The organism is Facklamia sp. P13064 (assembly GCF_050409425.1).
Lineage (GTDB): Bacteria > Bacillota > Bacilli > Lactobacillales > Aerococcaceae > Facklamia.
Map to the genome: position 1 here is coordinate 174,764 of NZ_JBNUPM010000001.1, position 23,507 is coordinate 198,270.

At 37.4% G+C, this 23,507-nt stretch carries 21 protein-coding genes; 5 read left to right on the top strand and 16 right to left on the bottom strand.

Going from position 1 to position 23,507, the window contains the following annotated elements:
• Nucleotides 1-63: 63 nt before the first annotated feature.
• Nucleotides 64-924: a pyridoxal 5'-phosphate synthase lyase subunit PdxS gene (gene pdxS / locus ACQV2S_RS00795; RefSeq protein ID WP_428874142.1), complete on the bottom strand. Its 861-nt coding sequence runs from the start codon at nt 922-924 to the stop codon at nt 64-66.
• Between the two features lie 84 nt (nt 925-1,008).
• Between pdxS and ACQV2S_RS00800 the strand changes: the two genes are divergently transcribed.
• Genes ACQV2S_RS00800 through ACQV2S_RS00815 form a run of 4 tightly spaced genes read left to right on the top strand, consistent with a single transcriptional unit; the run spans nt 1,009 to nt 6,382 of the window.
• The gene (locus ACQV2S_RS00800) at nt 1,009-2,376 is read left to right on the top strand and encodes a PLP-dependent aminotransferase family protein (protein WP_428875373.1); all 1,368 of its coding nucleotides are present in this window, start codon (nt 1,009-1,011) and stop codon (nt 2,374-2,376) included.
• A 59-nt stretch (nt 2,377-2,435) separates the two neighbouring features.
• Complete coding sequence (locus ACQV2S_RS00805; RefSeq protein WP_428884832.1) at nt 2,436-2,894, top strand: MarR family winged helix-turn-helix transcriptional regulator; 459 nt, start codon at nt 2,436-2,438, stop codon at nt 2,892-2,894.
• Complete coding sequence (locus tag ACQV2S_RS00810) at nt 2,887-4,650, top strand: ABC transporter ATP-binding protein (RefSeq protein ID WP_428881910.1); 1,764 nt, start codon at nt 2,887-2,889, stop codon at nt 4,648-4,650. Before ACQV2S_RS00805 ends, ACQV2S_RS00810 begins: the two co-directional genes overlap by 8 nt.
• Nucleotides 4,640-6,382: an ABC transporter ATP-binding protein gene (locus ACQV2S_RS00815; protein WP_428874146.1), complete on the top strand. Its 1,743-nt coding sequence runs from the start codon at nt 4,640-4,642 to the stop codon at nt 6,380-6,382. Before ACQV2S_RS00810 ends, ACQV2S_RS00815 begins: the two co-directional genes overlap by 11 nt.
• 420 nt (nt 6,383-6,802) lie before the next feature.
• Here ACQV2S_RS00815 and ACQV2S_RS00820 read toward each other — a convergent pair whose 3' ends face one another.
• The 11 genes from ACQV2S_RS00820 to ACQV2S_RS00870 form a co-directional block, all read right to left on the bottom strand.
• Entirely contained in the window at nt 6,803-7,135 is a 333-nt protein-coding gene (locus ACQV2S_RS00820) for a hypothetical protein (protein WP_428874148.1), read from the bottom strand.
• 342 nt (nt 7,136-7,477) lie between these two features.
• A complete protein-coding gene (locus tag ACQV2S_RS00825; protein WP_428876328.1) occupies nt 7,478-7,678 on the bottom strand; it encodes a hypothetical protein in 201 nt (66 codons plus the stop codon).
• Nucleotides 7,679-7,876: 198 nt separating this feature from the next.
• On the bottom strand, nt 7,877-9,043 hold the full coding sequence (locus tag ACQV2S_RS00830) for an amidohydrolase (protein ID WP_428874150.1): 1,167 nt from the start codon (nt 9,041-9,043) through the stop codon (nt 7,877-7,879).
• 52 nt (nt 9,044-9,095) lie between these two features.
• On the bottom strand, nt 9,096-9,812 hold the full coding sequence (locus ACQV2S_RS00835) for a hypothetical protein (RefSeq protein WP_428874151.1): 717 nt from the start codon (nt 9,810-9,812) through the stop codon (nt 9,096-9,098).
• A 10-nt stretch (nt 9,813-9,822) separates the two neighbouring features.
• On the bottom strand, nt 9,823-10,545 hold the full coding sequence (locus tag ACQV2S_RS00840; RefSeq protein WP_428874153.1) for a DUF5058 family protein: 723 nt from the start codon (nt 10,543-10,545) through the stop codon (nt 9,823-9,825).
• 305 nt (nt 10,546-10,850) lie between these two features.
• Nucleotides 10,851-11,783 carry an NADP-dependent oxidoreductase gene (locus ACQV2S_RS00845; RefSeq protein WP_428884833.1) on the bottom strand — a complete coding sequence of 311 codons (933 nt, stop codon included), beginning with the start codon at nt 11,781-11,783 and terminating at the stop codon, nt 10,851-10,853.
• A gap of 324 nt (nt 11,784-12,107) precedes the next feature.
• Nucleotides 12,108-12,353 carry a hypothetical protein gene (locus tag ACQV2S_RS00850; protein ID WP_428874155.1) on the bottom strand — a complete coding sequence of 82 codons (246 nt, stop codon included), beginning with the start codon at nt 12,351-12,353 and terminating at the stop codon, nt 12,108-12,110.
• Nucleotides 12,354-13,050: 697 nt separating this feature from the next.
• Nucleotides 13,051-14,193: a glycerate kinase family protein gene (locus ACQV2S_RS00855; RefSeq protein ID WP_428884834.1), complete on the bottom strand. Its 1,143-nt coding sequence runs from the start codon at nt 14,191-14,193 to the stop codon at nt 13,051-13,053.
• Between the two features lie 61 nt (nt 14,194-14,254).
• Nucleotides 14,255-15,577 (bottom strand): 6-phospho-alpha-glucosidase, encoded by a 1,323-nt coding sequence (locus tag ACQV2S_RS00860; protein ID WP_428874158.1) that lies wholly within the window; start codon nt 15,575-15,577, stop codon nt 14,255-14,257.
• Nucleotides 15,564-17,219 carry a PTS transporter subunit EIIC gene (locus tag ACQV2S_RS00865; RefSeq protein ID WP_428884835.1) on the bottom strand — a complete coding sequence of 552 codons (1,656 nt, stop codon included), beginning with the start codon at nt 17,217-17,219 and terminating at the stop codon, nt 15,564-15,566. Before ACQV2S_RS00865 ends, ACQV2S_RS00860 begins: the two co-directional genes overlap by 14 nt.
• Before the next feature lie 203 nt (nt 17,220-17,422).
• Nucleotides 17,423-18,157 carry a MurR/RpiR family transcriptional regulator gene (locus ACQV2S_RS00870; RefSeq protein ID WP_428874160.1) on the bottom strand — a complete coding sequence of 245 codons (735 nt, stop codon included), beginning with the start codon at nt 18,155-18,157 and terminating at the stop codon, nt 17,423-17,425.
• A gap of 371 nt (nt 18,158-18,528) precedes the next feature.
• Here ACQV2S_RS00870 and ACQV2S_RS00875 point away from each other — a divergent pair, with 371 nt between their 5' ends.
• The gene (locus tag ACQV2S_RS00875; RefSeq protein WP_428874372.1) at nt 18,529-19,149 is read left to right on the top strand and encodes a nitroreductase family protein; all 621 of its coding nucleotides are present in this window, start codon (nt 18,529-18,531) and stop codon (nt 19,147-19,149) included.
• A 176-nt stretch (nt 19,150-19,325) separates the two neighbouring features.
• Here ACQV2S_RS00875 and ACQV2S_RS00880 read toward each other — a convergent pair whose 3' ends face one another.
• The 4 genes from ACQV2S_RS00880 to ACQV2S_RS00895 all read right to left on the bottom strand — a co-directional run bounded on the left by ACQV2S_RS00880 (nt 19,326) and on the right by ACQV2S_RS00895 (nt 23,439).
• Nucleotides 19,326-19,787, bottom strand: a complete 462-nt coding sequence (locus tag ACQV2S_RS00880) for a Dps family protein (RefSeq protein ID WP_428874373.1) — start codon at nt 19,785-19,787, stop codon at nt 19,326-19,328.
• Between the two features lie 429 nt (nt 19,788-20,216).
• Nucleotides 20,217-20,447, bottom strand: coding sequence for a PF20097 family protein (locus ACQV2S_RS00885; protein WP_428874374.1), 231 nt, complete (start codon nt 20,445-20,447; stop codon nt 20,217-20,219).
• A gap of 254 nt (nt 20,448-20,701) precedes the next feature.
• Nucleotides 20,702-22,417 carry an ABC transporter permease gene (locus ACQV2S_RS00890; protein WP_428884836.1) on the bottom strand — a complete coding sequence of 572 codons (1,716 nt, stop codon included), beginning with the start codon at nt 22,415-22,417 and terminating at the stop codon, nt 20,702-20,704.
• Entirely contained in the window at nt 22,417-23,439 is a 1,023-nt protein-coding gene (locus ACQV2S_RS00895) for an ABC transporter ATP-binding protein (RefSeq protein WP_428884837.1), read from the bottom strand. The genes ACQV2S_RS00890 and ACQV2S_RS00895 overlap by 1 nt, the downstream gene beginning before the upstream one ends.
• Nucleotides 23,440-23,507 lie beyond the last annotated feature (68 nt).

A 23,507-nucleotide genomic window follows, 5' to 3' on the forward strand; every position in this document is an offset into this window, starting at 1 on the left:
AAAACAAAAAGACAAGGTTTGCCATGGCAGACCTTGTCTTTTTTGAAGTATGTATCTTTTCGATTAGTTACCGCGATTAGCCATAATCACTTCGACTTCATCTGGGTTCAAGCCGACCATGGCTTCACCCAAATCTTCTGACACTTCGGCGATGACTTTAGGATCTTGATAATTTTCAACAGCTCGAACAATTGCTTTGGCTCTTTTTTCAGGGTTACCTGATTTGAAAATACCAGACCCAACAAAGACCCCTTGAGCACCTAATTGCATCATTAAAGCTGCATCGGCAGGAGTCGCTACCCCACCAGCAGAAAAGTTAACTACTGGTAATTCACCCGTTTCATGCACTTTTTTAAGTAAATCATAAGGTACCTTTAAGTCACGGGCTTCGACATATAGTTCATCTTCATCCATGGCTTGAATACGTTTAATGCCCGCTTGGATCGACCGCATATGGGTCACAGCTTGAACCACATCTCCTGTTCCCGCTTCTCCTTTGGTCCGAATCATGGAAGCTCCTTCTTGAATACGACGGAGAGCTTCGCCAATATTTCTAGCTCCACATACAAAAGGTATTTGGAAATTTGTCTTATTTATATGATGGTCATTATCAGCTGGTGATAAAACTTCAGATTCATCAATAAAATCAACGTCAATAGCTTGTAAGATTTGCGCTTCGACAAAATGACCAATACGCACTTTAGCCATAACCGGGATAGAAACAGCTTCTTGAATCGACTTGATTAAGGCTGGATCGGACATCCGGCTAACGCCACCTGCTTGACGAATATCTGCTGGAATACGTTCTAGAGCCATAACAGCCACTGCACCCGCCGCTTCAGCAATTTTAGCTTGCTCTGGATTCATAACATCCATAATCACGCCACCGACAAAAGTTTTTGGATCAATAATTTCTTTAGACATAAAATCATTCCCTTCTATAGCTATATGATAAAAGATTTTGGTACTATATAAAGTACCAAAACAAAAGAATGTGAGGGTACCAGATTGTTATACTTACAATTATATAATGAAATCAAACAAAGAATCCTACAAGGTCAATTAAATCCCGGTGAAAAGCTAGCTAGTAAAAGACAAATGGCTAAAGACCGTGGGGTCAGCCTTAATACTATAACAGCTAGTTTGGATCAGTTAGCCGCAGAAGGCTATATTGAAGCTATTCAGCGAAAGGGATATTTCGTTCTCAGCCAAAAGTTAAGTTTAAAAGAACCCAATCAATGGCAGCTAAGTGAAATAGAAGCAGAAAGCCAGCCAGCTATTGATTGGCGTTACAAGGGAGTGGATCCTGAATTTCCAGTAGCCACTTGGAAAAAAATTACTATGGAGTGTCTCAATCAAGATGCAAGATATTTGACTGAAAAAGGCTCTAAACTCGGTGAACATCATTTACGTGAAACGATTGCTACCTACTTATGGAATGCCAAAGGAATTAAGGCTTCTCCTAGTCACATTATTATTGGCTCCTCAACTGAAAACTTACTTTTACTCTTAGTTAAATTGATTGGTAAGGCTAAAATCGGTGTTGAAGATCCTGGTTTTCATCGCTGGGGTGATTTTTTAAAAGCCAATCAAATTGAACAGATACCGATTGAATTAGATCAAGAAGGTGCAAATCCTAGTCCCACTGATAAAAAAGAAATGGACTTACTCTATGTTACCCCCTCTTACCAGTTTCCGACGGGCTCGATTATGACAATCGGACGCAAACAAGAACTATTAGAGTGGGCCAATCAAGACGATAAATGGATAATTGAAGATGAATATAATGGTGAATTTCGCTATCAAGGTAAGCCTATTCCCCCTTTAAAGGCGATCGACTCACATGACCATGTTATCTACTTACAGTCTTTTTCATCATTAATTAGTCCCGCTTTAAGAATATCTTTTATACTTTTACCAGACTCGCTCTTACAAAAATTTAAAGAATACCCTTATTATTTTTCTTGTCCCGTTCCACGATTGACCCAAAATGTCTTAGCACAATTCATGGCTGGTGGACATTTTACGCGTCATGTTAACCGCATGCGACGAAAATATGCTAAGAAAAGACAATTATTAGAAGAATGGGCTAAAAACTTCGATAATCTCAAAATTGTTGGTACAAACGCGGGGCTCCACCTATTATTGGAAATTCACGCTACTACTCTTAGTGAAAGTAAAATTGTTGAGATAGCAAAAAAAAGCAGCATGGCTCTATCCCCTTTAGCAGACTATGAATTAAATAAAAAAAGAAGACCCGCTAGTTTAGTAGTTGGATATGCTAGAGCTGATTTTAATGAATTAGAAGCCGGAATGAAGCTTTTGGAGGAAATATTAAATCTTAAAAAGAGAGAGCTTTCAGATCATAATGATTGACATTGGAAAGGATTGCTTTAAAATAGTTCTCATGGTAACTAATATGAAAGGAGACTTCCATGCTCTATCATTTAAAACATACAATCCACCAGGCCGAACAACTTAAAATGCGTTATGCAAATGATTATGATATACAACATTTAGACGGTCCACAAGGACACACTATTATGTACCTATACTGCCATCAAGACTCAGACGTTTTTCAAAAGGATATTGAAGACCACTTAAACATTTCTAAATCTGTGGCCAGCCATTTAATTCAACGGATGAAACGTAATGGTTTTATTGAAACTTTTCCCTATGCAGAAGATAAACGTCATAAAGTCATACAATTAACAAAATTAGGTCTTGAAAAATCGAGTAAAATTGAAGCGTTTATTATCATGATCAAACAAACCCTTCTGAATGGAATCTCACAAGAAGAAATTAATTGCTTGCATAAAATTTTTCTACGAATAGACCAAAATATTATAAGGGCCAATAAATTATTGGATCAAAAGGAGAATACTCATGCTTAAAATATTTAAAAGACTAACCGCTAAACAAGTTGCCACGATGATAACTGCTATTATCTTAATCATTGCTAGCGTTTGGATTGAATTGCAAGTACCTGGCTATATGTCAGAAATTACACAAAGACTGCAAAATCCGGGAGTAGCTGTTTCAGATCTCTATCATCCAGGATCTAAGATGGTTGGTCTATCGATTATTGGTCTCGTCTTATCGCTGATAGTTGTCTTCCTATCAGCACGAGTGGCAGCTAGTTTTGCCTCGGGATTGAGACGTGACGTTTTTGATTCTGTTATGGATTACTCAACAAAAGAATTACAAGATTTCTCCATTCCTAGCTTATTAACGCGAACAACCAATGACATCGTTCAAATTCAAGTCTTCTTGGCTATGGGCCTACAAATTATTGTTAGAGGACCGATGATGGCTATTTTAGCTGTTGGTAAAATTTCTACAAAAAATGTGGAATGGATGTGGGTAACCTTTACTGCTGTTGGCTTAATGTTAACAACCATTATTATCCTCTTATCCATCGTTTTACCTAGACAAAAGTTAGTCCAAAGCTTAACCGACCGCTTGAACCGTATCATGCGAGAAACCCTATCCGGTATGCGCGTAATTCGTGCTTATAATGCGGAAGACTATCAAACCGAAAAATTCTCAGACGCTAACCAAGAACTAACCGGTTTAAACTTAGTCATTTACCGAACAATGAGTTTTATGAACCCTCTAATGATGCTTGTTTCTAACGGTTTGACTTTAGGAGTTTATTGGGTAGGCGCCTATTTGATTGCAGCTGCTGCCTTTCAAGAAAAAATCGTTCTTTTTTCAGATATGATTGTCTTTTCATCTTATGCCATGCAAGTAGTGATTGGTTTTATGATGATGACTATGATCTTCATTATAACGCCTCGTACCATGGTTTCTGCTAAAAGAGTCGGTGAAGTACTAGATACTAAATCGAGTCTCATCTATCCAGAAAATGCCCCACAAGAAAAAGATAAAGGGTCGCTGGTATTCCAAGATGTTAGCTTTACTTATCCAGGTGCTTCTAAGCCTGTACTGGAGGATATATCCTTTGAAGCAAAAGCTGGTCAAACCCTCGCCTTTATCGGGTCAACTGGATCTGGTAAATCCACCTTGATCAACTTGATTCCACGTTTATTCGATACCACTGAAGGAGAAATTTTGATTAATGGCAATTCGATCAAAGACTATCCTCGTGAACGCCTAAACGAAATTATTGGCTATGTCCCCCAAAGGTCTGTCTTATTTTCAGGAAGCATTGAATCTAATATTGCTTTTGGCGATTCCAGCCAAAGCCCACTCAGTGAAGCCGAAATATGGGAGGCCATCGATATCGCCCAAGCAAAAGATTTCGTCACTGAAAAAGAAGAACAATTACAAAGTTATGTGGCTCAAGACGGTACCAACTTCTCAGGTGGGCAAAAGCAACGTTTAGCCATCGCCCGAGCTATCGGTCGAAAACCGCAAATTCTTATCTTTGATGATTCCTTCTCAGCCCTTGACTATCAAACCGATCGTAAATTGCGCCACATTCTAGCTGAAAAAACCAAAGAAATGACTAAAGTCATTGTCGGTCAAAGAATTTCAACCATCATGGATGCTGATTTGATTATGGTCATAGAAAAGGGACGAATTGTTGGTAAAGGAACCCACCAAGAATTATTAACATCCAACAAAATCTATCAAGAAATCGCTTATTCACAATTAAACAAGGAGGAACTTGACAATGGAAAATAAAGATAAAACTGTTACTTTAAGAACCTATAGCAAGGGCTTCCGTCTAATCTTTGCATTGGCTCTTCTTTTCTCAATAGCTGGTTCTTATATTTCAGTAATCGGACCGGATCGAATTCGCCAAATTACCGACTTAATTGCTCAAGGCATGATGAATGAAATGAATTTAGAAAAGATCAGTCAACAAGCCACTTATTTAGCTATGTTGTTTGCTTTGGGGGCTGTTGCCAACTACGGTGCTTCCTTTATCATGGCAACTATCTCACAACGTTTAACGCAAAATTTGCGTGAAGGGATTGGTCACAAGGTCAACCGCATGCCTCTTAATTATTTTGACCAACATTCGCAAGGCGATACCCTGTCACGAGTGACCAATGACTTAGACACTTTAGGACAAACACTCAACCAAAGTATGTCTACCCTTGTTTCTGCTACCACTATGTTAATCGGAACACTTATTATGATGTTTCGCACAGATGTTACTTTGACCTTTGTTTCTATCGCAACCGTTGTAGTTGGTTTTGGAATCACTATTTTTCTAATGATAAAATCCAGAAGCTTTTTTAAGCAACAACAAAACCACTTAGCCGACATTAACGGCCATATAGAAGAAATGTATACTGGCCATGCTATTGTACGTTCATATAATGCCATCGAATTCGCCAAGGAAACCTTTCGGACGATTAATGAAGATTTAGAAAGCAGCATTTGGAAAGCCCAATTTCTCTCAGGTATTGCCATGCCTTTAATGATTTTTATTGGTAACTTTGGTTATGTATTGGTGTGTATCTTCGGTGCAGCCTTAGTAATCGAAGGTCAGATAACGATTGGAGTCATTGTCGCCTTTATGATGTATATTCGGATGTTCTCTCGGCCGATTCAACAGTTGGCTCAATCCAGCCAAGCTTTAGCTCAGGCTCGCGCTGCTATGGCTCGTGTGTTTGATTTTCTTAATGAAGCAGAATTAGAAGATGAAAACCATAAGACGCGTCAATTAGAAGACGTTAAGGGTTTAATTGAATTCGACCATGTTCATTTTGGCTACGATCCTGAAGAAATGATTATTCACGACTTCTCTGCCTATGCCAAGCCAGGCAAAAAGATTGCCATTGTTGGGCCAACCGGTGCGGGGAAAACCACAATTGTGAACTTATTAATGCGCTTTTATGAAATTGATAGGGGTGAGATTCGTCTAGACGGTAAAAATATCCAAAAAATGAAACGTAGTGAAATTCATGATTACTTCTCTATGGTTTTACAAGATACTTGGCTATTTGAAGGAAGCATTCGTGAAAACTTACTCTTTAATAAAAAAGATGTGGGAGAAGCTGAAATGATTGCGGCTTGTCAAGCTGTCGGCATTGACCATTTTATTAATACCCTCCCCCATACTTATGACACTATCTTAGATGAAAAAGTTACCCTATCAGTTGGGCAAAAACAATTACTAACCATTGCCCGTGCGCTCATTAAGGACGCGCCATTATTAATTCTAGATGAGGCAACATCTTCAGTAGATACACGAACAGAAGTGCTTATCCAAGAAGCCATGGATAAATTAACTGAGGGTCGAACTTCCTTTATCATTGCCCACCGCTTATCAACTATTCGTAATGCTGATTTAATCTTAGTCCTAAAAGATGGTAATATCATAGAACAAGGTAACCATGACCAATTAATTCAAGCACAAGGATTCTACGCCGACCTCTATAATAGTCAGTTTGAAGCTGCCTAATCTAAGTTTACTCACACAAAAGCTCGCCCTAGCAGGCGAGCTTTTTAGCTATTGGCTCACTTGTCGTCTAAATTCAAAGTGATAGTATTGATAGTGACAATGATAGTTCAAGACAGCCCCTACAGCAGCTGATAAGCTGAAGTCGATAGAAAGCTAGATTCCAACTGCATGATGGTCAGGATGCTTTGAAGAAGGATCCAAAACCATCCTGCTCCACAATATTTTTATAATCTTTATTAAGAAATTCCCTCTTATTGTATCTTGTCTGTGTTTTAGCAAGACCCCAATCAAATTCGCTTTTTATTGATAGTTATTTTAAGAATTTAAAAAAACTTCAATAATTGAAGGCATAAGTTACTTATCTTTTAAGTTTATCTACTCGTATGTCTCATCGGCTATATCATACACAATTAAAATTGATCAGACCTGTTCGTCTGCAGCAGCTGGATTTACCAAGTTGAAGCGGTAATCGCCTTCCAACCCTTTGGCAATTTCATTATAAGCAGCTTTTAGTTCTTTCTTCATCTTCTGCCATGCTGGCAAAACTTCTGGATGGCCTGCCCCTAATAAATTAATTGAAGCTTTGAAATCTTCATCTGTAGGAGTAATAGTAAAAGTTTTATCTCCTTCCTCAAAATCAACCCTTAGAAAACCTTCATAATTATCTCTTAAAACGAGTAAGGCCGTCTGCTCCTTCAGCAAATTACTTAGATGTTGTTCGCTCTCTGCGCTAGTGATTAGCGTGGTTTCCAACTTTTCTAGCGAAGAAAATGCCTGTGTTTTCTAATTAATAGTCCTATCTTGTATAGTTATCATGTTCGTAAATATAGACAAAGAAATGAAGAACAAATGCTTAAAAGAATAACTAGCCCTAAAAGCATTTCCAACAGCCGGCTTAATTTTTTGAAGTTTGAGTGTTTCTCATAGAAATAGCTCCTTTAATAAAACAATCAAAAAATTTGAAGCAGCGTAATTTTAGAAGAGAAGTGTAACATTTTTCTTCACGCTTTATTATCTGTTCAACAAAATCTTTCTATCGCACGTAAACTTGTGGAACATAAATTTTATATGCGAACAAGTCAGCTCCACCTGTAATTATACCGAATTACAATAAGCTTCAGCTAGCTCTTTATCATTAGGTTGAAGAAAGCCGGTTCGAGAAGCATCTATCAAGTGAAGAGAGTTAATTATTTGATGATAGTCATTGCGTTTATCAATTATGCGCTTATATTCAGTATCAATTGGAAGTCCCTTATAATCAAAATCTGTTAGCTTATAATCATTGTTTTGTAACATATGTGTATAGCCTAATTAATTAATAAAAAACCTAATCGTCAGTAAGTCTACTAACCATTAGGCTTATTAGAAAAAAGAGGCTCTATAATAAATAGGATGGAAGGAAGTGTTTTTTCTTCCATCCACCCTATTTGACATAGAGCCAAAAAAGATAAGTATCCTTAAATTAAAAACATACTTTCAGTAGTAGTCAAAAGATTATTCGCTTATATGTAAGAAATCCCATGCGAATTGCGCATGTAGGGCTGCACCAAACTTCAAATAGTCTTCATCAATATTGAATTTTTCATGGTGAGGGAAATAAATTGTATCTTTCTCTTCATTGCTATAACCCATCATTGCATAAGCCCCAGGTGCTTCTTGGAAATAATATGGCATGTCTTCTGATCCCATCATGATTGGGCCGTGAACGTTCTTTCCAGGTCCAAAAACTTTTTCAGCTGCTTTAGCAGCAATTTCAGTGATTCTTTCATCATTATACAAACTAATTGTACTTTCTTCAATTTCAACATTGATTGAAATATCATAGATTTTTTCTAAGCCAGCAGCCAAATCTTTAATCTTATTATGAATAATTTTTCTTGTCTCTTCATGTAAATAACGCATAGAGATATCTAGTTTAGTATATTTAGAAATAACGTTTGCTTTAGTTCCTCCGTTAAATTTACCTACCGTTAGCACAATCGGAGACTGTGAATTCACAAATTTAGTGATCATTGCATTGAGTTGAGTCACAAACTCTGCAGCAGGTAAAATCGTATCTTTTGCTTTATGAGGCATGGATCCATGTCCAGAAACCCCTTCAAAGCTCACGTAGATTGTATCGCACCCTGCCATCCGATAACCAGATGTTATGTCATATGTTCCTACTTCGATAGGCATACCATGCATTCCAAAGACCGCATCGACACCCTCCATTCCTCCATCAGCTACAACCCTTCTTGCTCCTGTAAAGGTTTCTTCCGCTTCTTGAAATAATAAGCGAACTTCTCCTGGTAATTCTTCTTTAATATCTGTCAACATTTTTGCAGCACCTAATAGCATCGACATATGACCGTCATGCCCACAAGCGTGCATTTTTCCATCTTCTTTAGAAGAGTATTCAGCTCCCGATTGTTCTAGAATAGGCAAGGCATCAATATCCGAACGCAATGCAACCGTCTTACCGGGCTTCCCACCTTTAATATGGGCAACCAAAGAAGTTATACCAACCTTTTCATAAGGTATCCCTAACTCCTCCAAACGCTTCATAAGATACTTTTGAGTCTCAAACTCATGTTCACTTAATTCTGGATACTGATGTAAGTATCTTCTCGTTTCGATTATTTGAGTTTCTAATTCTTTGGCTTTCTCAATAAAGTTCATTATTTATCCTCCTTAAAATCTAACTAATTATTAAAATGTCAATTAAAATCTTTTATTCCTTATTGTTTGACTCTACATCATTTTTGGCCCTATACAAGGAATAAGCAATTCCTAATAAAGCGACTATACCTACATCAGCTGATGAAATTAATTTATATATACTTTCTGGTAAAAAATTTGGTGAGAATTTAATGAAAATCATAGTTGCTACAGCAATTAAGACTAAAACCATTAAATTATTTTTCTTAACCTTGGAACCTAACGTTATCATCATTGCTCCTAATACTCCTGGTAAGGCAAAATCAAAAGAAGCTAAGATGGTAGGTGGTAAGCTATTGATAATCGTTTGACCAGCTACCATGACAATGCCCAAGATGAAAAGATTTGTAAGTGTTGAAGAAATAATAGCAAATATCCCAGCTACTTCAGCCTGTTCAGATCCTGGTTTTAAATCAAGAGCGTCTTGTGTAGCAGCGATGACTGGCATACGCATATTCCCAATATTACCAGATAAAAATGACATATAAGTACCCGCTGGACCAAGAGTGGGGAAATAGGATATCGGCTCTACGAACCAAATAACTCCCACGAACCCAACAATCGAAATTAATCCAGAAATGATATCTGCAATGTCAGGATAATGACCTAATACAAAGGTTAAGTAGGAGGGAATCATTAAAGTTGAAATTAATGCAATTGCGATTGTTACCCTTCCCCAAAAATGTATAGACTTTTGAAAATTACTTGATAAATTTTTATTATTTTCCATTTTTCTCTCCTTAACTTAATATGCTTCCAACAATCATTGCAGCAATAACTGAAAAACCCATAGACCATTCCTTCAACCACTTTTTAGAACGATCTTTTTCAACGATTTTATTAATAGCAACAGTGGCTAAACCTCCGGCAATTAATGCCGCCATAGGAGCAATCGAAGAGTTTTCTTGTAAAATTCCCTTATTGATGACTTCTTTATAACCTAGGGTGAAAAAGATAATAAAAGGTGCAAAGACAGACATGTAAGCGATGGTTAAAGGGTTGGCTTTTTTCATTTTTTCTTGGATACCATCTATTCTTTTAGTAGCAAAGAAGACCACAACCAGCCATCCTGCTCCTCCTAAAGTCATAACCCAAGCAGCAGCAGATAACATCTTAGGCATAAACTCTGCTGTACCAGCAGTTCCCCCACTACCTATCTGAGCTGAAATAATTTCAAAAGCAGCCGATCCGATAATTCCTATTCTTGCGAAGGTAATTGGTCCTCCAATCCGAGAAATTAAGGCGATGGCTACCGCAAAAACAGCAAAAGCTGGACCAATCGTTCCTATAATTCCAATTTTAAATGATTTCTTTACCTCTTCATTACTTAATAAATTAGTGTTTTTAACGTGATTCTTTGCAAGACGATAAAAAATAAAGGATTGAATGATTACAGTTGATACAATAATAATCGCTAAAATCCACATCACCAAACTATTGGCAATTTGCATTGTTTCATTCATGTGTATTCTCCGTTTCTAATAAAATTTTAACTTTAAAGCGCTTTATAAAGTAAATAAAGTATAACATTTACACTTTTATAAAACAACAATAAATTACATGAAACGAAGTCCGGATAGTTGTGCAGAATCAACAAAACTCTGATTGATAGCGTTTGTTTTTGATAGTTTGCTAAGGTGTTTTGAATCAAAATTGCTATTTTTTATTTCAACGCTCATAAAATATTTATTTGCCATCAGCATTGCTCAAAAAGCAGTGAGATGCCTACGTCAGCTGTACTTCTCCCATTTGAAGAAAGCTATTGGCCTTATTTGATGACAATCACTATTTTACCCTTAGCATGGTGGCTTTCACTGATTTTATGAGCCTCACTTAAGCCATGAGCCGTCAATGGGAATTCATGCCCGATATAAGGTTTAACTTGGCCCTTTTCAATTAACTCAGCTAGTTTGGCTAAGTGGTTTCCATTCGATTTGGCCGCAAGAGCTTCAACCGTAATGTTTCTTGCTTTAGCTTTTTCCTGGTCGGCTTGACCCACGGTAGAAACAATTCGTCCGCCGTCCTTTACGAGAGCCAAACTTTTAGCTAGTGTTTCGCCACCCAAGGTATCTAAGACTAAGTCTAAGTCTTTAGCCACCTCAGCAAAATCAGTGGTTTTATAATTAATGAAGCTATCAACGCCCAGCTTTTTAAGCATGTCTTCATTCTTACCACTGGCTGTTGAATAAACATATGCACCAAAACTTTTAGCGATTTGAATAGCAAAGCTGCCTACACCACCCGAACCGGCATGAATCAGCACGTGGTCACCTTCTTTAACTCGACCAAACTCCACCATGGCTTGCCAAGCAGTTAGACCCACCATTGGAACAGCGGCCGCTTCTTTAAATGTTATATTTTTCGGCTTATGGGCAACTAAACTCTCCTTAACCGCCACATACTCAGTGTAGGTTCCACTTTTTAAAGAGGAATTGGCAAAGACTTCATCCCCCACTTTGAATTGAGTAACATCTTTACCTACCTCCACCACTACTCCGGCAGCATCCAGTCCCAAAATAATGGGAAAGTCAAAAGAAATTACTTCAGCCATCTCACCTCTTCGCACCTTGGTATCAAAGCGGTTGATGGATGTGGCATGCAATTCAATTAAAACTTGATTGTCTTTAAGCTGCGGTTGAGGTAGATTGGCTTCTACAAATTGATCGGTATCGCCGTATTGATTGATAACAATGGCTTTCATATCAAACACTCCTTCTATTTTCTAGTACTGGAAAGATTCCATCTCTCTTTAGTAATAGTTTAGCACAGGACTGTTTGAACCCCCTAAAGGGATGCTTACAGACCATAAAAAATTGAGCATCTAGCGTTTAATCCAGTCCAGAATTTTGTGTAAAATAATGAAAACAATCTTAGAATTATATAAAACTTAGTGTAAGATAAATAGGGCTGAAGATAAAGTTGTCTTATCCTCAGCCCTATTTATTTAACTTTTAAACCACCAGACTTTTATTGTTTAAACCGTCGCATCAATCGTTCCAATTAACGACTGCATTGATTTGAAGAATTAGGGTCTATTATATGCCTCAAAGGTCTGCACATTAATGATTTTATCATTTTCAGTAATCAGCGTTGTGTGTTCATTTCTTATAATTTCAATGGCTTCTTCTTTCGAAATTTCTTGATTATGAATGGGAGTACCCATCCCTTCCCAATGGGTGAAACGAATAGGTTTAGTGGCTTGTTTGATTTGATCAATCACTTCTTCTTCTGAAACATTGGTCCCTAAATCTGTTGACGTATAATGAATCATTTGAACAACCTCCTTTTTAAGATAGTATATCACAGAGTGCAAACAAAACGTATAGTTAATGGTTTAAATTTTAATTATTTTGTGCCCTAACTGATCCTTGATATTGAATGACACTCTTTATTATTGACCGAACACTAACAATGGAGTTGGTTAACCTATTACTTATGATTTGAGTTGAAATCTTTATATTAGACAATACCTGCGTCCTATTAAGAAGACTCAAATTCTTGAGCCCCCCAACGGTCAAACATAGATTAAAAATCTGTTTTAAGATTATTTAACATTCAATTGCCCTAATAAGACGACCTTTATTTTTTTAATAAGATCTCCTTTTAGAATTTATGAAACAAATATGCAATAAAAGGAAGAAAAGCGAGTAAATTAATTATTATTAAAATAATACTGATACGCTTATTAATTGTTCTCTTGTAAGGATCTTTTTCTTTATACCATTGATAAATCGCAACCATCATTAAAACTAAAAGAAATATTAAGAAAACAACAAACAATTTTGTAGAAAGCATCCCATTCCCCCAGAAAAATATTTTTAACTGAAATATTCGCATGCAATACACAATCATACTAAATTTCTAACGCTAATTAACTATATAAAATTGTAAGAACGCTTTCAACTTTTTTAAAATAACCTTAAAAGAACATCCTTCTTAACAGTCTTTTTCTATTAAAACCTTTCATTTTATAAGCAAACCAGCTTATTTTTTTGAGCGAACTCAATCAGATTGATCGTCCTCTCCACAGCTTTGGTTAACAGTTGTTGACTCAATTCCATTGCTCGCTCCAATTCCATGGGGCGATCAACAATAGGTATTAAGGCGAGTAAGTTCTCTTCAGGAAGGGCAACTTGTTGACTATCAATCTGTCCAGCAAATAACAAGACGGGTACCTGATACTTTTTAGCCAAACGACTGATTCCAATAGGTACTTTGCCACTGAGGGACTGATCATCGAATCTACCTTCACCAGTTATAATCAGATCGGCTTCTTTAATCAATGCGTCAAGGTTCCCTTTTTCAGCTAATAAGAAAAGCCCATTTCTATATTTGGCTCCAAAAAAGGTCGATAAGGCAAAACCGATCCCTCCTGCTGCTCCGGCCCCTTCTAAATGTCGATAGTCTTTTTTTGTGGCCTCGAACAATAGATCGGCGTAATTTTTCATCGAAGCATCATAAGTAGGAAGATCTTTAGTAGCTAACCCTTTTTGTGGCCCAAAGACATAGCTTGCTCCTTTAGGACCTATTAAGGGATTATTTACATCAGAGGCAAGTATTAAATCAACCTGCTTCATCCGTCGATCTAGACCTGACGGATCCATACTTGCTACTCGATTCAACTCTACAGGTAAAATGGGCAACTCTTGCTGGTGGCTATCAAAAAATTTTAAGCCTAGCGCTTGAAGTAAGCCCATTCCTCCGTCAACGGTCGCACTACCACCTAAACCAAGAATAATCGTTTCGGCACCATAATCAAGTGCTTGAATCAGTTGTTGTCCTACCCCATAGCTAGTATGGCGCCTAGGGTCTAAGTTTTTAAGGTCGGCATGAATAATACCTGCTCCTTGTGCTACTTCTATAATGGCTAATTTTTCCTGCTCAATCCATCCCCATTTTCCATTAAATGCCTTACCATCAACACCCTTGATGGTTTGTGTAATATATTCCCCTTTTAATACCGATACAAAGGCATCCACTGTTCCCTCACCGCCGTCTGCGATTGGAAAGCAGGTGACTGAATGATTAGGTAAAGCATCTTTAACGCATAAATTGGCTTGTTCACTAGTCATTGATCCTTTAAAGGAATCGATTGCTGCTAATATCTTCATTAAACACCTTCTCCTTATTTAGAAAAACGACGTAAGCATAACTCTTACGTCGTATCCCTCTTTATTTTAAAGTCGGCCAATATTCTTTGTTGGCTTCAATCAAAGCATCCAAGACTTGACGCGCCTTTTTGGCATCGACAACCGTACGATTTAAAGTAAGTGCTTGTAAGGCCTTATCATAAGATTCTTCAAGGTAGGCTTCGACCGTTAATTGTTCAAAGGCGTGTTGCCCTTCGATCATGCCTTTATAGAATGTTCCTACTTTTCCTACTGCGTAAGGTCGTGGACCATTGACTCCTAGTGAAGCAGCGACCTCAATCATGCAATCATCCGGTAAGTTCGCAACAATTCCTTCGTTACGGACTATAACTACAAAAGTCTTCCTTAAATTGTTGGCAATCGAAGCAGCGACTTCAACAATCATGTCTCCGTGCGCATCATTATGCACGATATCTGAATCTTTTGCTGTGCCATTCTTAATAATACGACGACATTCAGTAAAGACTTTTTTCTCGCGCCCATTTCGCACCTCATCACTACGAGTCCAATTTGGATCTAGTTTAGCTAATTTAGCATCTGGATAGAGGTAATATTGTAAATAGGTGTTGGGTAGATAATCTGGGAAGTCTCGCAACATATCTTCCACCATTGCATAGGTATCCAACCATGATTGGTCACGCTGTTCAGCATCCACTGGTCGAAAGCCCCCATTAAGAATCATTTCTTTTAGTTCTGGTGCGCGATCCTTACCAAATTCATCGTAAAGATGGGTAAACCAACCAAAGTGATTAAGACCAAAATAAACCGGTTCAAATTTATCTGCATCGTAGTCTAAGAGCTTACCGAAAGAACGTAAGAGGTTGACGGGTTGATCACAAATATTTAGAATTTTATCCTCTTCTGGGAAGATTTTATCTAATGCTAGAGCTACAATTGCCGCTGGGTTTGTATAGTTAAGGATCCATGCATCCGGACTGTAATGGCGCACATCATTTACCATTTCTTCCATATCTCTAATTGATCGCATACCATAGGCAAATCCACCCGGCCCACACGTTTCTTGGCCAATGACACCGAGTTGAAGTGGAATTTTTTCATCGCGATCACGCATATCGTAGCCACCTGTCCGCATTTGACAGAAGACAAAATCCACATTTGAATACGCTTCTTTTTTATCTGTCGTATAGCTAAAGTCTACCTCTGGTGCTTCTTCTCTAAAGAGTATTTTGCCAAATTCCCCAATCACTGCTTGCCGTTTCTCATCAATATCATAAAGCACCAATTTGTTAATCGGAAACTTATCCAGATGTTTAGTCATTGCTTTTAAAATACCCGGTGTCCAAGTAGATCCGCCACCGACAACCACTATATTATTTTTTTTCATTTTCTGCGGTCTCCTTTTGTATTTTTTGATCTTTACGATTATAAATGTAATCGTCAACGATGTTACGCATTTGTGTAATTCTTCCGCCGTAAACCACATGGATGGTATGGTCATCTGGTTTGATAATACCATTGGGTTGGGTCCGGTTAAGTAAACTTTCATCAATTAACGAACTGTCTTTGACTTCCACACGTAAACGACTGATGCAATTATCAACATCAGTAATATTATCAACGCCTCCTAAGCCATTGACAATATTTTGCGCGGTTAAACGATTCGCTTCCGTAATATCTACCTCCGCATTACCGTCAACTTCTTCTTCAACAAAATCACTGGCTTGACGACCTAAGGTCATGATATTAAGTCGGGTGATAATATATTTGAAAGTGAAATAATAAACGGCGAAGAAGATGGGTCCGGCAATGAGATAAATATACCATTTCGTTTCAGCACCTTGCAGTACCCCAAAGACGAACCAATCGATGATTCCCCCCTGAACATTTCCGATAGCCACATCTAATAAGGCTGGAATTAAGAAGGCAATTCCTGCAAATATTGAATTCACTACCCACAAGATTGGTGAAATAAAGATAAATGAGAATTCAATCGGTTCGGTAATCCCAGTTAAAATCACCGCAGTGACACCTGGAATAAAGAATTTCAATAAACGGTCTCTTTTTTCTGGTAGAGCCATATGATACATCGCTAAAACAGCTGCCGGCATACCGAATACCATCTGCAAGATCTTACCTTGAGCGAGGAAGGCTGTTGCATCCGTTGAAAAAGGAAGACCGTTGTCTAATTGATAGAGATAAATTTGAAGGGCTCCGACCAGTGATTCACCGTTGATATTTTCCATCCCACCCAAGGCGGTGAAACGGAAAGTCTGGTTGAGTACATGGTGCAACCCCGTTGGAATCATCAGTTTTTCGATCATTCCATATAAAAAGATTCCCAAAGAGCCCGTTTCGCTGATAAGTCCACCTAAAGCAATAATAAGTTGATTTACCAAAGGCCATACGATGGTTAACAAGGCACCGACTATCGCCATCACGATGGCTACGACAATTGGTACAAAACGTTTCCCACTATAGAAAGTAAGGGATTGATGTAATTCAGTGTTACGGTATTTATTATGTAAGAAGACACCCATTAAACCGGCAATAATACCACCGATAACATTGGTATTATATACAAAGAGGCCTAGCGTACGAGTAAATAAGGAATTCTGTAAAGTAGCATCGACTTGAGACAAGCCCTCTGTTTCCATTAAATAATTAATTGACGTTGTGTCCGGAGTTAAGCCTTGAAGTTGTAATACATACGTCATCCCAATCAGCATGGCAATATATCCTACTGCCCCTGAATAAACGGCTACTTCCTTATCTCTTCTAACCATTCCTAATGGAATCGACATAGCGAATAAAATAGGTAAGTACCCAAATGGTAACGCGGATAACTTACGAATCATGCCAAAAATGTTTTGTAAAATCTCGTTCCCTAAAAAAGGCACGTAACGGATTATATTTTCGTTTTGTAAAGCAGCTGATAGCCCCAGAAAGATTGCCATGAATGAAAGCAAACTAATTGGGAATAACAGAGATTTGCCAAAACTTTGAAAATTCTTTCTAAAATTTTTCAATTGACAACATCCTCTCTTTTATAGTTTCTAGTGTTACCGGTCGTGTCTTGCAGTAGAAACCCTGTCTCTTTTCTACCTAATGATTCATTCTTCCTCCTCTCTTATATTCTTAATTTACTTCTTTTGTATTATAGCGCTTACATAAGACGGATGGCTCCAAGTGGACGGATAATTATCCACAAATGGCCACTTTGTTAAAGAACTTATTTAACTAACTTCAAATAGTTTGATTTGAGGTAGTTAATTGTTTCATTGACCATTAAAATCATATGCACTTGCTGTTCCCTTGACAAACCGTCCAATAAATTCACTTGAACGTCATGATAAAAGCTTAATTTACTGGCCTTCATGACTGAAGAATCCTTTTTGGTTATCGCAAAGACCGTCATTTTTTTTGCTTTGGCTTTCTCAATAACTTGCAAGCAGCGCTGTGTTTCACCTGAAGATGAAAGTACTAATAGGCTATAATTGTGAAAATGCTCCAACATTTTGATTTCAGAAATAATCACCACCGGAATGCCTAAATAAATCAACTGCCTTGCCATGTAGCGTGCGGTGACCCCGGAAGCCCCTAGACCAAAGAGCATTAAGTGGTGGCGATGGGTATAGATAGCCCCTGCTAAATCAGCCAAACTTGCAAAGTCAATCAGATCCACAGCACTTTCAGTAGTGGTCAATCCTGAATGTGCTTTACGTTTTTGTAAATTGATGTCTGCTTGTACCGCATATTTAAGTTCACTGAACCCTTTAAAGCCTAACAACTTACACGTTCGGTTTATTGTCGCTTGTGAGGTATAAGTCTCTTGGGCAATTTTTAACACGGTTTGATTGGGAATTGATGCAAAATGATTCTCTAAATAATCCAGTACAACTTTTTCACTTTGACTTATTTTCTTAGCAAAATTCCTCTCTTGCAATTGGTTGATTACTTGGTACATAGATTTATGATCTCCTTTTTTGTATCTCATCAAGTTATAAGTGGTCTAAATGCATACTTATTGAGTATGTATACCCTTTCATTATAAAGGATTATATTCTTTCATACTAATTCAGTTTTACAAGAGTCACAACTAGATGTTTGTTGCAAAGGATTAAAAAGCAACTAAGAGACAGATGTCTGCCATCTCTTAATTAGATAGCAACAAATAACTCCAATCGATCAAAACTTTTAGTAACTTTAGAAAAAATTTGAAACTTATACTTGCTATTTGTTAAGAATAGTGTATACTTAAAAATAGAGATATACGAAAACTAAGCTTTGAGTGTATCTGATTAGAGCAATTACAAATTAGATTTAGGAGTGAAATAAATGGGATTATTTAGTAAAGAACCAAAAGAAAACTTTTTAGACATGATTGAGAAAAGACGCTCAATTTACGATTTGAAGGCTGCATCACCAATCAGTGACTCAGAGATTGAAAGTATCATTGCAGATGTAATTAAATTTACACCTTCAGCTTTCAACTCACAAAGTACACGTATCGTTTTACTATTAAACGATAACCACAAACAACTTTGGGATTTAACTACAGAATCTTTAAAAGAGATGATGGGAGATGCTGATTTCACAGGAACACAACAAAAAATGGATATGTTCAAAAATGCATACGGAACCGTTCTCTTCTTCGAAGATAAGACAGTCGTTAAAGGTTTGCAAGAACAATTCCCTATCTTTGCTGATGGATTCCCTACTTGGGCTCAACATACTAATGCTATGCATCAATTTAATGTATGGACTGCTTTTGCTGAGAAACATTTAGGTGCTTCCTTACAACACTATAATGGTGTGATTGATGAAAAAGTTTATGAAACTTATGGCATTTCTAGAGACTGGGAATTAGTCGCTCAAATGCCATTTGGCGAAATCGGTTCACCAGCTGGCCCTAAAGAGTTCCAACCAGTAGAAGAGCGATTCATCGTTAAAAAATAAGTAAAACACTTTCATTAACATTTGAAAAGAAGTATTGTCCAAATGGATAATACTTCTTTTTTAAATCTTTTATTAAGCTTTAAATAGAAAAATACGCCAATAAACTTAAACAATCTTCTTAAAAAGAATTCACTGAACAAAAAAACTCCCTCTTATAACGGAGGGAGATGTTATGACTATTTTTCATTAGCACTTTTATCTAAGTAAGCATTTAACATCCAAATTGTTTTTTCAGCCTCGGATTTTAAAGCAATGAGCATATCATTTGATGGAAAGTCTTCTGCTTCATCGGTTAAGTGAATACCTTCATCATACAAAGCAATTAATGTTCTATAATCGTTGACAATCGCTTCTACCATTTGATCTTGTGATAATGCTTGATCACTAGTACTTTCTTTAATAACAGAATGTTCAATAAATTCTGTTAAAGTGGCATATGGCTGACCACCAATAGCTAATAAACGTTCAGCAACCTCATCCATATCAGCTGTCACCTGATCATACAATTCTTCAAACTTTTCATGCAGTGTGAAAAAACGTGTTCCGCTTACATACCAATGAAATTGATGCAGCCGAGTATAGAAAACACCTTGTGTAGCAACCACTTTATTTAATAGATCAAACACCTTTTTCTCCATACGATTTCCTCCTATTTTTTGCTTTTAAAGCAAGGTTTTTCTCACCATTGCTTTATATCTTTAGCATAGCATGTTCCTCCTCAATAGTTAATTATTATGCTTATCTTCAACCATACTTAAAAATTAATCACTTCGGTTTCCCTTCATCCTTTTAATTAAAACAGCTATTATCCGACACTGATTAGCCAGCAACAAGAACTTTCTACCAAATAAATTAGTAAAAGAAAACACCTCTTGAAACGTTCCATTGAACAATTGCTCACTCGCGAACCCTGTTAGCGATGAATAAAAATCGATTCACGAAAGTACACGAATAAAATAACTAATAAGAAAGCAAGCGAATTTAACAAGAGGTCTTAAAACATTTTTCCCCTGATTAATAAAAAAAGACTTGAAAATTCAAGCCTTTCCAGCTATTTTAAGAGCTTATTATTTTTTACGTTGCGTTTTTAGATCGACGGTTAATAATTCACAGTTTTCACAAACAAAAGCCTCTGCTTTAGGGCGACTTAAGAAAGAACCATTACTCTTTAAAGCGAATCCTCCGCTAGCAAATATACCACCGACTAATTTTTTATCGTCGGGCTGCCACTTAATCGCATAGCGATCTCCTAATAAACTCCCTTTTAACATTTCGTTACCACATTGAGGACAATTCATACAATCATCTCCTTTAAAATTTAATGCACCGACTATCACAAACTTATCGGTTAGAGAAATTATAACCGTTTTACTTTTAACGGTTCAAGTGATACATTTTATGCCACTATGGAATAACTTGTACTGCGTTTATTTCTCCACTCTCTTCACAAAGAAAGAATGGTTATTTTTATTTGTAAAGGGGCTTTCTTTTGAAGGTGGCGTTTTTATTTTACTTAATTTTTTTATTTTAATAACAGACGATTCCTTAGAGGTCATTTCCCTCTTCTTTCCTCAGCTAAGCGATTTCCCCGACCATATATGAAATACAACGCGAGTCCCTTTATCCCCATTAAAAAGACGGAATATACCGCATTAATTGCTTGAGCGTCACTGTTAGTATCTGCGTTCGCATTACGACGGATCACAATACCTAAAGTAGGCTGGGAGGGTTGATATAAAAAGACTGAGAGATCAAAATCATCGACTAGACGATTAAAATGAATGGCTATAAGTGCTAGGATAGTCGGTAGGATAACTGGTAACACAATCTTTCTAAAGGTGTACCCTGATGAAGCTCCTAATAGGACCGAAGCATCTTCTAATTGATTATCCAATCCATAATAAGCTGCCTTCAAATACCTCAAGGAATTAGGAAGGGAAACTACCATATAAGTTATGGGTAAAATCCACCAAGATCCGATTACTGAATGTCCTCCTAATAAAAAGGAAGGCCGATCATAAGCCATCAGATACCCCACTACCAACAGTATCCCTGGAATCAACCAAGGAATATAAAAGACGTATTCTAAAAGAGGCGTGAAAAATTTTAGTTGCCCACGGTGAAGCTTGCGAGCAACAATAGCCATTAGAAAAACGGCTGCCAGTGCAGCAATTAATGAATAAAAAATGGAGGTCACAATGGGTTGAAGGTTGTCACTCAGTGAAAAAACCTTGACATAATTATCTAAAGTTAACTGACCAAGTGAAAGATTAGCAGATCGTAGGGCTTGAGATTTTGAAAAAGAAGCGATGATTAAAGCCACGAGCGGTAAGGAATAAATTATCAATATAAGATAAGCTAGCACATGAATTACTGCATTCCAGATAGGCGACTGAATTTTTTGCTTTTGCAAACGAGCTTGCGTCTTTGACAGAGATAAGTAACGCAGGCGGTGTTCGTTACGAGTCATACTATATAATAAAAAAATTTGGGTGAAGCCTAGAAAGATCGATAGAATGGACGCTAAGTCCCTAGAAGCAGGCCGATTAGCAAAGGTTAAAATTAATGGACTAATCGTCTGAAACGTCTTCCCTCCTACCATAACTGGCGCCGAAAAAGCTGCCAAGCCTGTTTGGAAGGTCATAATAGTCAGCGTTATAATTACCGGCTTAAGTGTTGGTAAAACAACCGTTTTCAAAATATAACTAGGGCTTGATCCCATCAACTTGGCTGCTTCAATCAAGTTAAAATCAACCGATCGGATAGCAGACGATAAGAAAAGCATATAAATATGAGTGGTGCCGAAAGTCATTACAAAGAAAACAGCTCCAAATCCTTCAAACCAATAAGGATCTAAATTGAGCAAGACCTCCATTAATAACTTGGTCAAAAACCCATTCTTTCCATAAACAAGTAGATAGCCAAAGTTCATGACAATTCCACCCATTAACAGGGTGGTCATGTAGCCCATCTTCAAGAATCTTGCCCCGCTTATCTCAAAATAATCCGTGACTAGAACTAAAAACACGCCTAAGAAATTCACTGATACAGCCAAAGAAACAGCTAAAACAAAGGAATTTTTTATCGATTGCATGGCGCGTTTGGACGTTAACACTTTCTCAATTGAAGAAAAATCAAGGTTGCCACCCACTAGTAAACTATTGGTGAAAACAACACTAATCGGATAGATAATAAAGGTAATAACTAGCCAAATGATAAAAGTATAGAAGAATAAATGAGTCACCTTTTTATTAGATATTTTTGGCATTAGCTCTCACCTTTTTCATAGGATAAAATGCTTGCTGTATCTAAAGATAGGGTCACAGAATTGCCAGGCTGAAAGGTGTTCAATGTTTGGTTGAGCGTCATAAAACGAAGTGTTGACGGTCCCGCTTCAACTTCGTATAGAATAACATCTCCTTGAAAGATTTTATTCGTAAGGGTCGTCGTAAAACTTAAATTGTCAGAAGGATATCTGTTCACATGCAAGTTCTCTGGACGAATATAATGACGCTTCGATCGATCGAATTTGAAATCGCTTTGACGGTTCAGCCATTCTACTAAATTTTCTGAAAGAAAATTGACATCTCCGACAAAATTACAGACAAATTCTGTTTCTGACCGATTATAAATTTCACTTGGCGTTCCCACTTGCTGAATTTCTCCCTTATTAAAAACAGCTATTCGGTCTGATAATTCTAAGGCTTCGCGTTGATCGTGTGTAACATAAACAGCTGTGAGATTTGTACGCGCTTGGATCGCTTTCAGCTCCCCTCTCAATTGTTCGCGTAATTTTGCATCCAAATTGGATAAGGGTTCATCAAATAAAATTAAATCCGGTTCAGTAACTAACGTTCTTGCTATTGCCACACGCTGTTGCTGTCCACCTGATAACTGGGAAACATTTTTGGTTAAAAGGGTGGTGTCGAGTTCGACTAATTGCGCTTGTTCGGTTACTCTTTGTTCAATTTCTTCACGGTTCACCTTCGCCACTTTTAAACCGTAAGCAATGTTATCAAAGACGGTCATTGTCGGAAACAAAGCGTAGGATTGAAACACCATGCCGATATTTCTTTTTTCAGCTGGTTGATAGGTTATGTCCTGCTCGTTTAATAAAATTTTACCATGACTCGGTAAAGTTAAACCTGCAATGGCGCGAAGGGTGGTTGTTTTTCCACAACCGGAAGGACCCAATAAAGTAAAAAATTCTCCTTTATTTATTGATAAATTAACACCCTTAACCGCGGCAAACTCTCCATAACGAATTTCAATTGATTCTAATTTAAGCATAAGCTCACTCCTTTATTGAATAAATACCAAAAAGCCTCAGCCTCGAAATGAGGATGAGGACTTAGCGT

What these genes read in the sequence shown, in the direction of transcription:
- ACQV2S_RS00875 (WP_428874372.1), top strand. Translation starts at nt 18,529, where the DNA reads ATGGGATTATTTAGTAAAGAACCAAAAGAAAACTTTTTAGACATGATT.
- ACQV2S_RS00840 (WP_428874153.1), bottom strand. Translation starts at nt 10,545, where the DNA reads ATGAATGAAACAATGCAAATTGCCAATAGTTTGGTGATGTGGATTTTA.
- ACQV2S_RS00895 (WP_428884837.1), bottom strand. Translation starts at nt 23,439, where the DNA reads ATGCTTAAATTAGAATCAATTGAAATTCGTTATGGAGAGTTTGCCGCG.
- ACQV2S_RS00870 (WP_428874160.1), bottom strand. Translation starts at nt 18,157, where the DNA reads ATGTACCAAGTAATCAACCAATTGCAAGAGAGGAATTTTGCTAAGAAA.
- ACQV2S_RS00880 (WP_428874373.1), bottom strand. Translation starts at nt 19,787, where the DNA reads ATGGAGAAAAAGGTGTTTGATCTATTAAATAAAGTGGTTGCTACACAA.
- pdxS (WP_428874142.1), bottom strand. Translation starts at nt 924, where the DNA reads ATGTCTAAAGAAATTATTGATCCAAAAACTTTTGTCGGTGGCGTGATT.
- ACQV2S_RS00850 (WP_428874155.1), bottom strand. Translation starts at nt 12,353, where the DNA reads ATGATTCATTATACGTCAACAGATTTAGGGACCAATGTTTCAGAAGAA.
- ACQV2S_RS00810 (WP_428881910.1), top strand. Translation starts at nt 2,887, where the DNA reads ATGCTTAAAATATTTAAAAGACTAACCGCTAAACAAGTTGCCACGATG.
- ACQV2S_RS00885 (WP_428874374.1), bottom strand. Translation starts at nt 20,447, where the DNA reads ATGAATTGTCCTCAATGTGGTAACGAAATGTTAAAAGGGAGTTTATTA.
- ACQV2S_RS00855 (WP_428884834.1), bottom strand. Translation starts at nt 14,193, where the DNA reads ATGAAGATATTAGCAGCAATCGATTCCTTTAAAGGATCAATGACTAGT.
- ACQV2S_RS00835 (WP_428874151.1), bottom strand. Translation starts at nt 9,812, where the DNA reads ATGGAAAATAATAAAAATTTATCAAGTAATTTTCAAAAGTCTATACAT.
- ACQV2S_RS00845 (WP_428884833.1), bottom strand. Translation starts at nt 11,783, where the DNA reads ATGAAAGCCATTGTTATCAATCAATACGGCGATACCGATCAATTTGTA.
- ACQV2S_RS00830 (WP_428874150.1), bottom strand. Translation starts at nt 9,043, where the DNA reads ATGAACTTTATTGAGAAAGCCAAAGAATTAGAAACTCAAATAATCGAA.
- ACQV2S_RS00815 (WP_428874146.1), top strand. Translation starts at nt 4,640, where the DNA reads ATGGAAAATAAAGATAAAACTGTTACTTTAAGAACCTATAGCAAGGGC.
- ACQV2S_RS00890 (WP_428884836.1), bottom strand. Translation starts at nt 22,417, where the DNA reads ATGCCAAAAATATCTAATAAAAAGGTGACTCATTTATTCTTCTATACT.
- ACQV2S_RS00860 (WP_428874158.1), bottom strand. Translation starts at nt 15,577, where the DNA reads ATGAAAAAAAATAATATAGTGGTTGTCGGTGGCGGATCTACTTGGACA.
- ACQV2S_RS00825 (WP_428876328.1), bottom strand. Translation starts at nt 7,678, where the DNA reads ATGTTACAAAACAATGATTATAAGCTAACAGATTTTGATTATAAGGGA.
- ACQV2S_RS00805 (WP_428884832.1), top strand. Translation starts at nt 2,436, where the DNA reads ATGCTCTATCATTTAAAACATACAATCCACCAGGCCGAACAACTTAAA.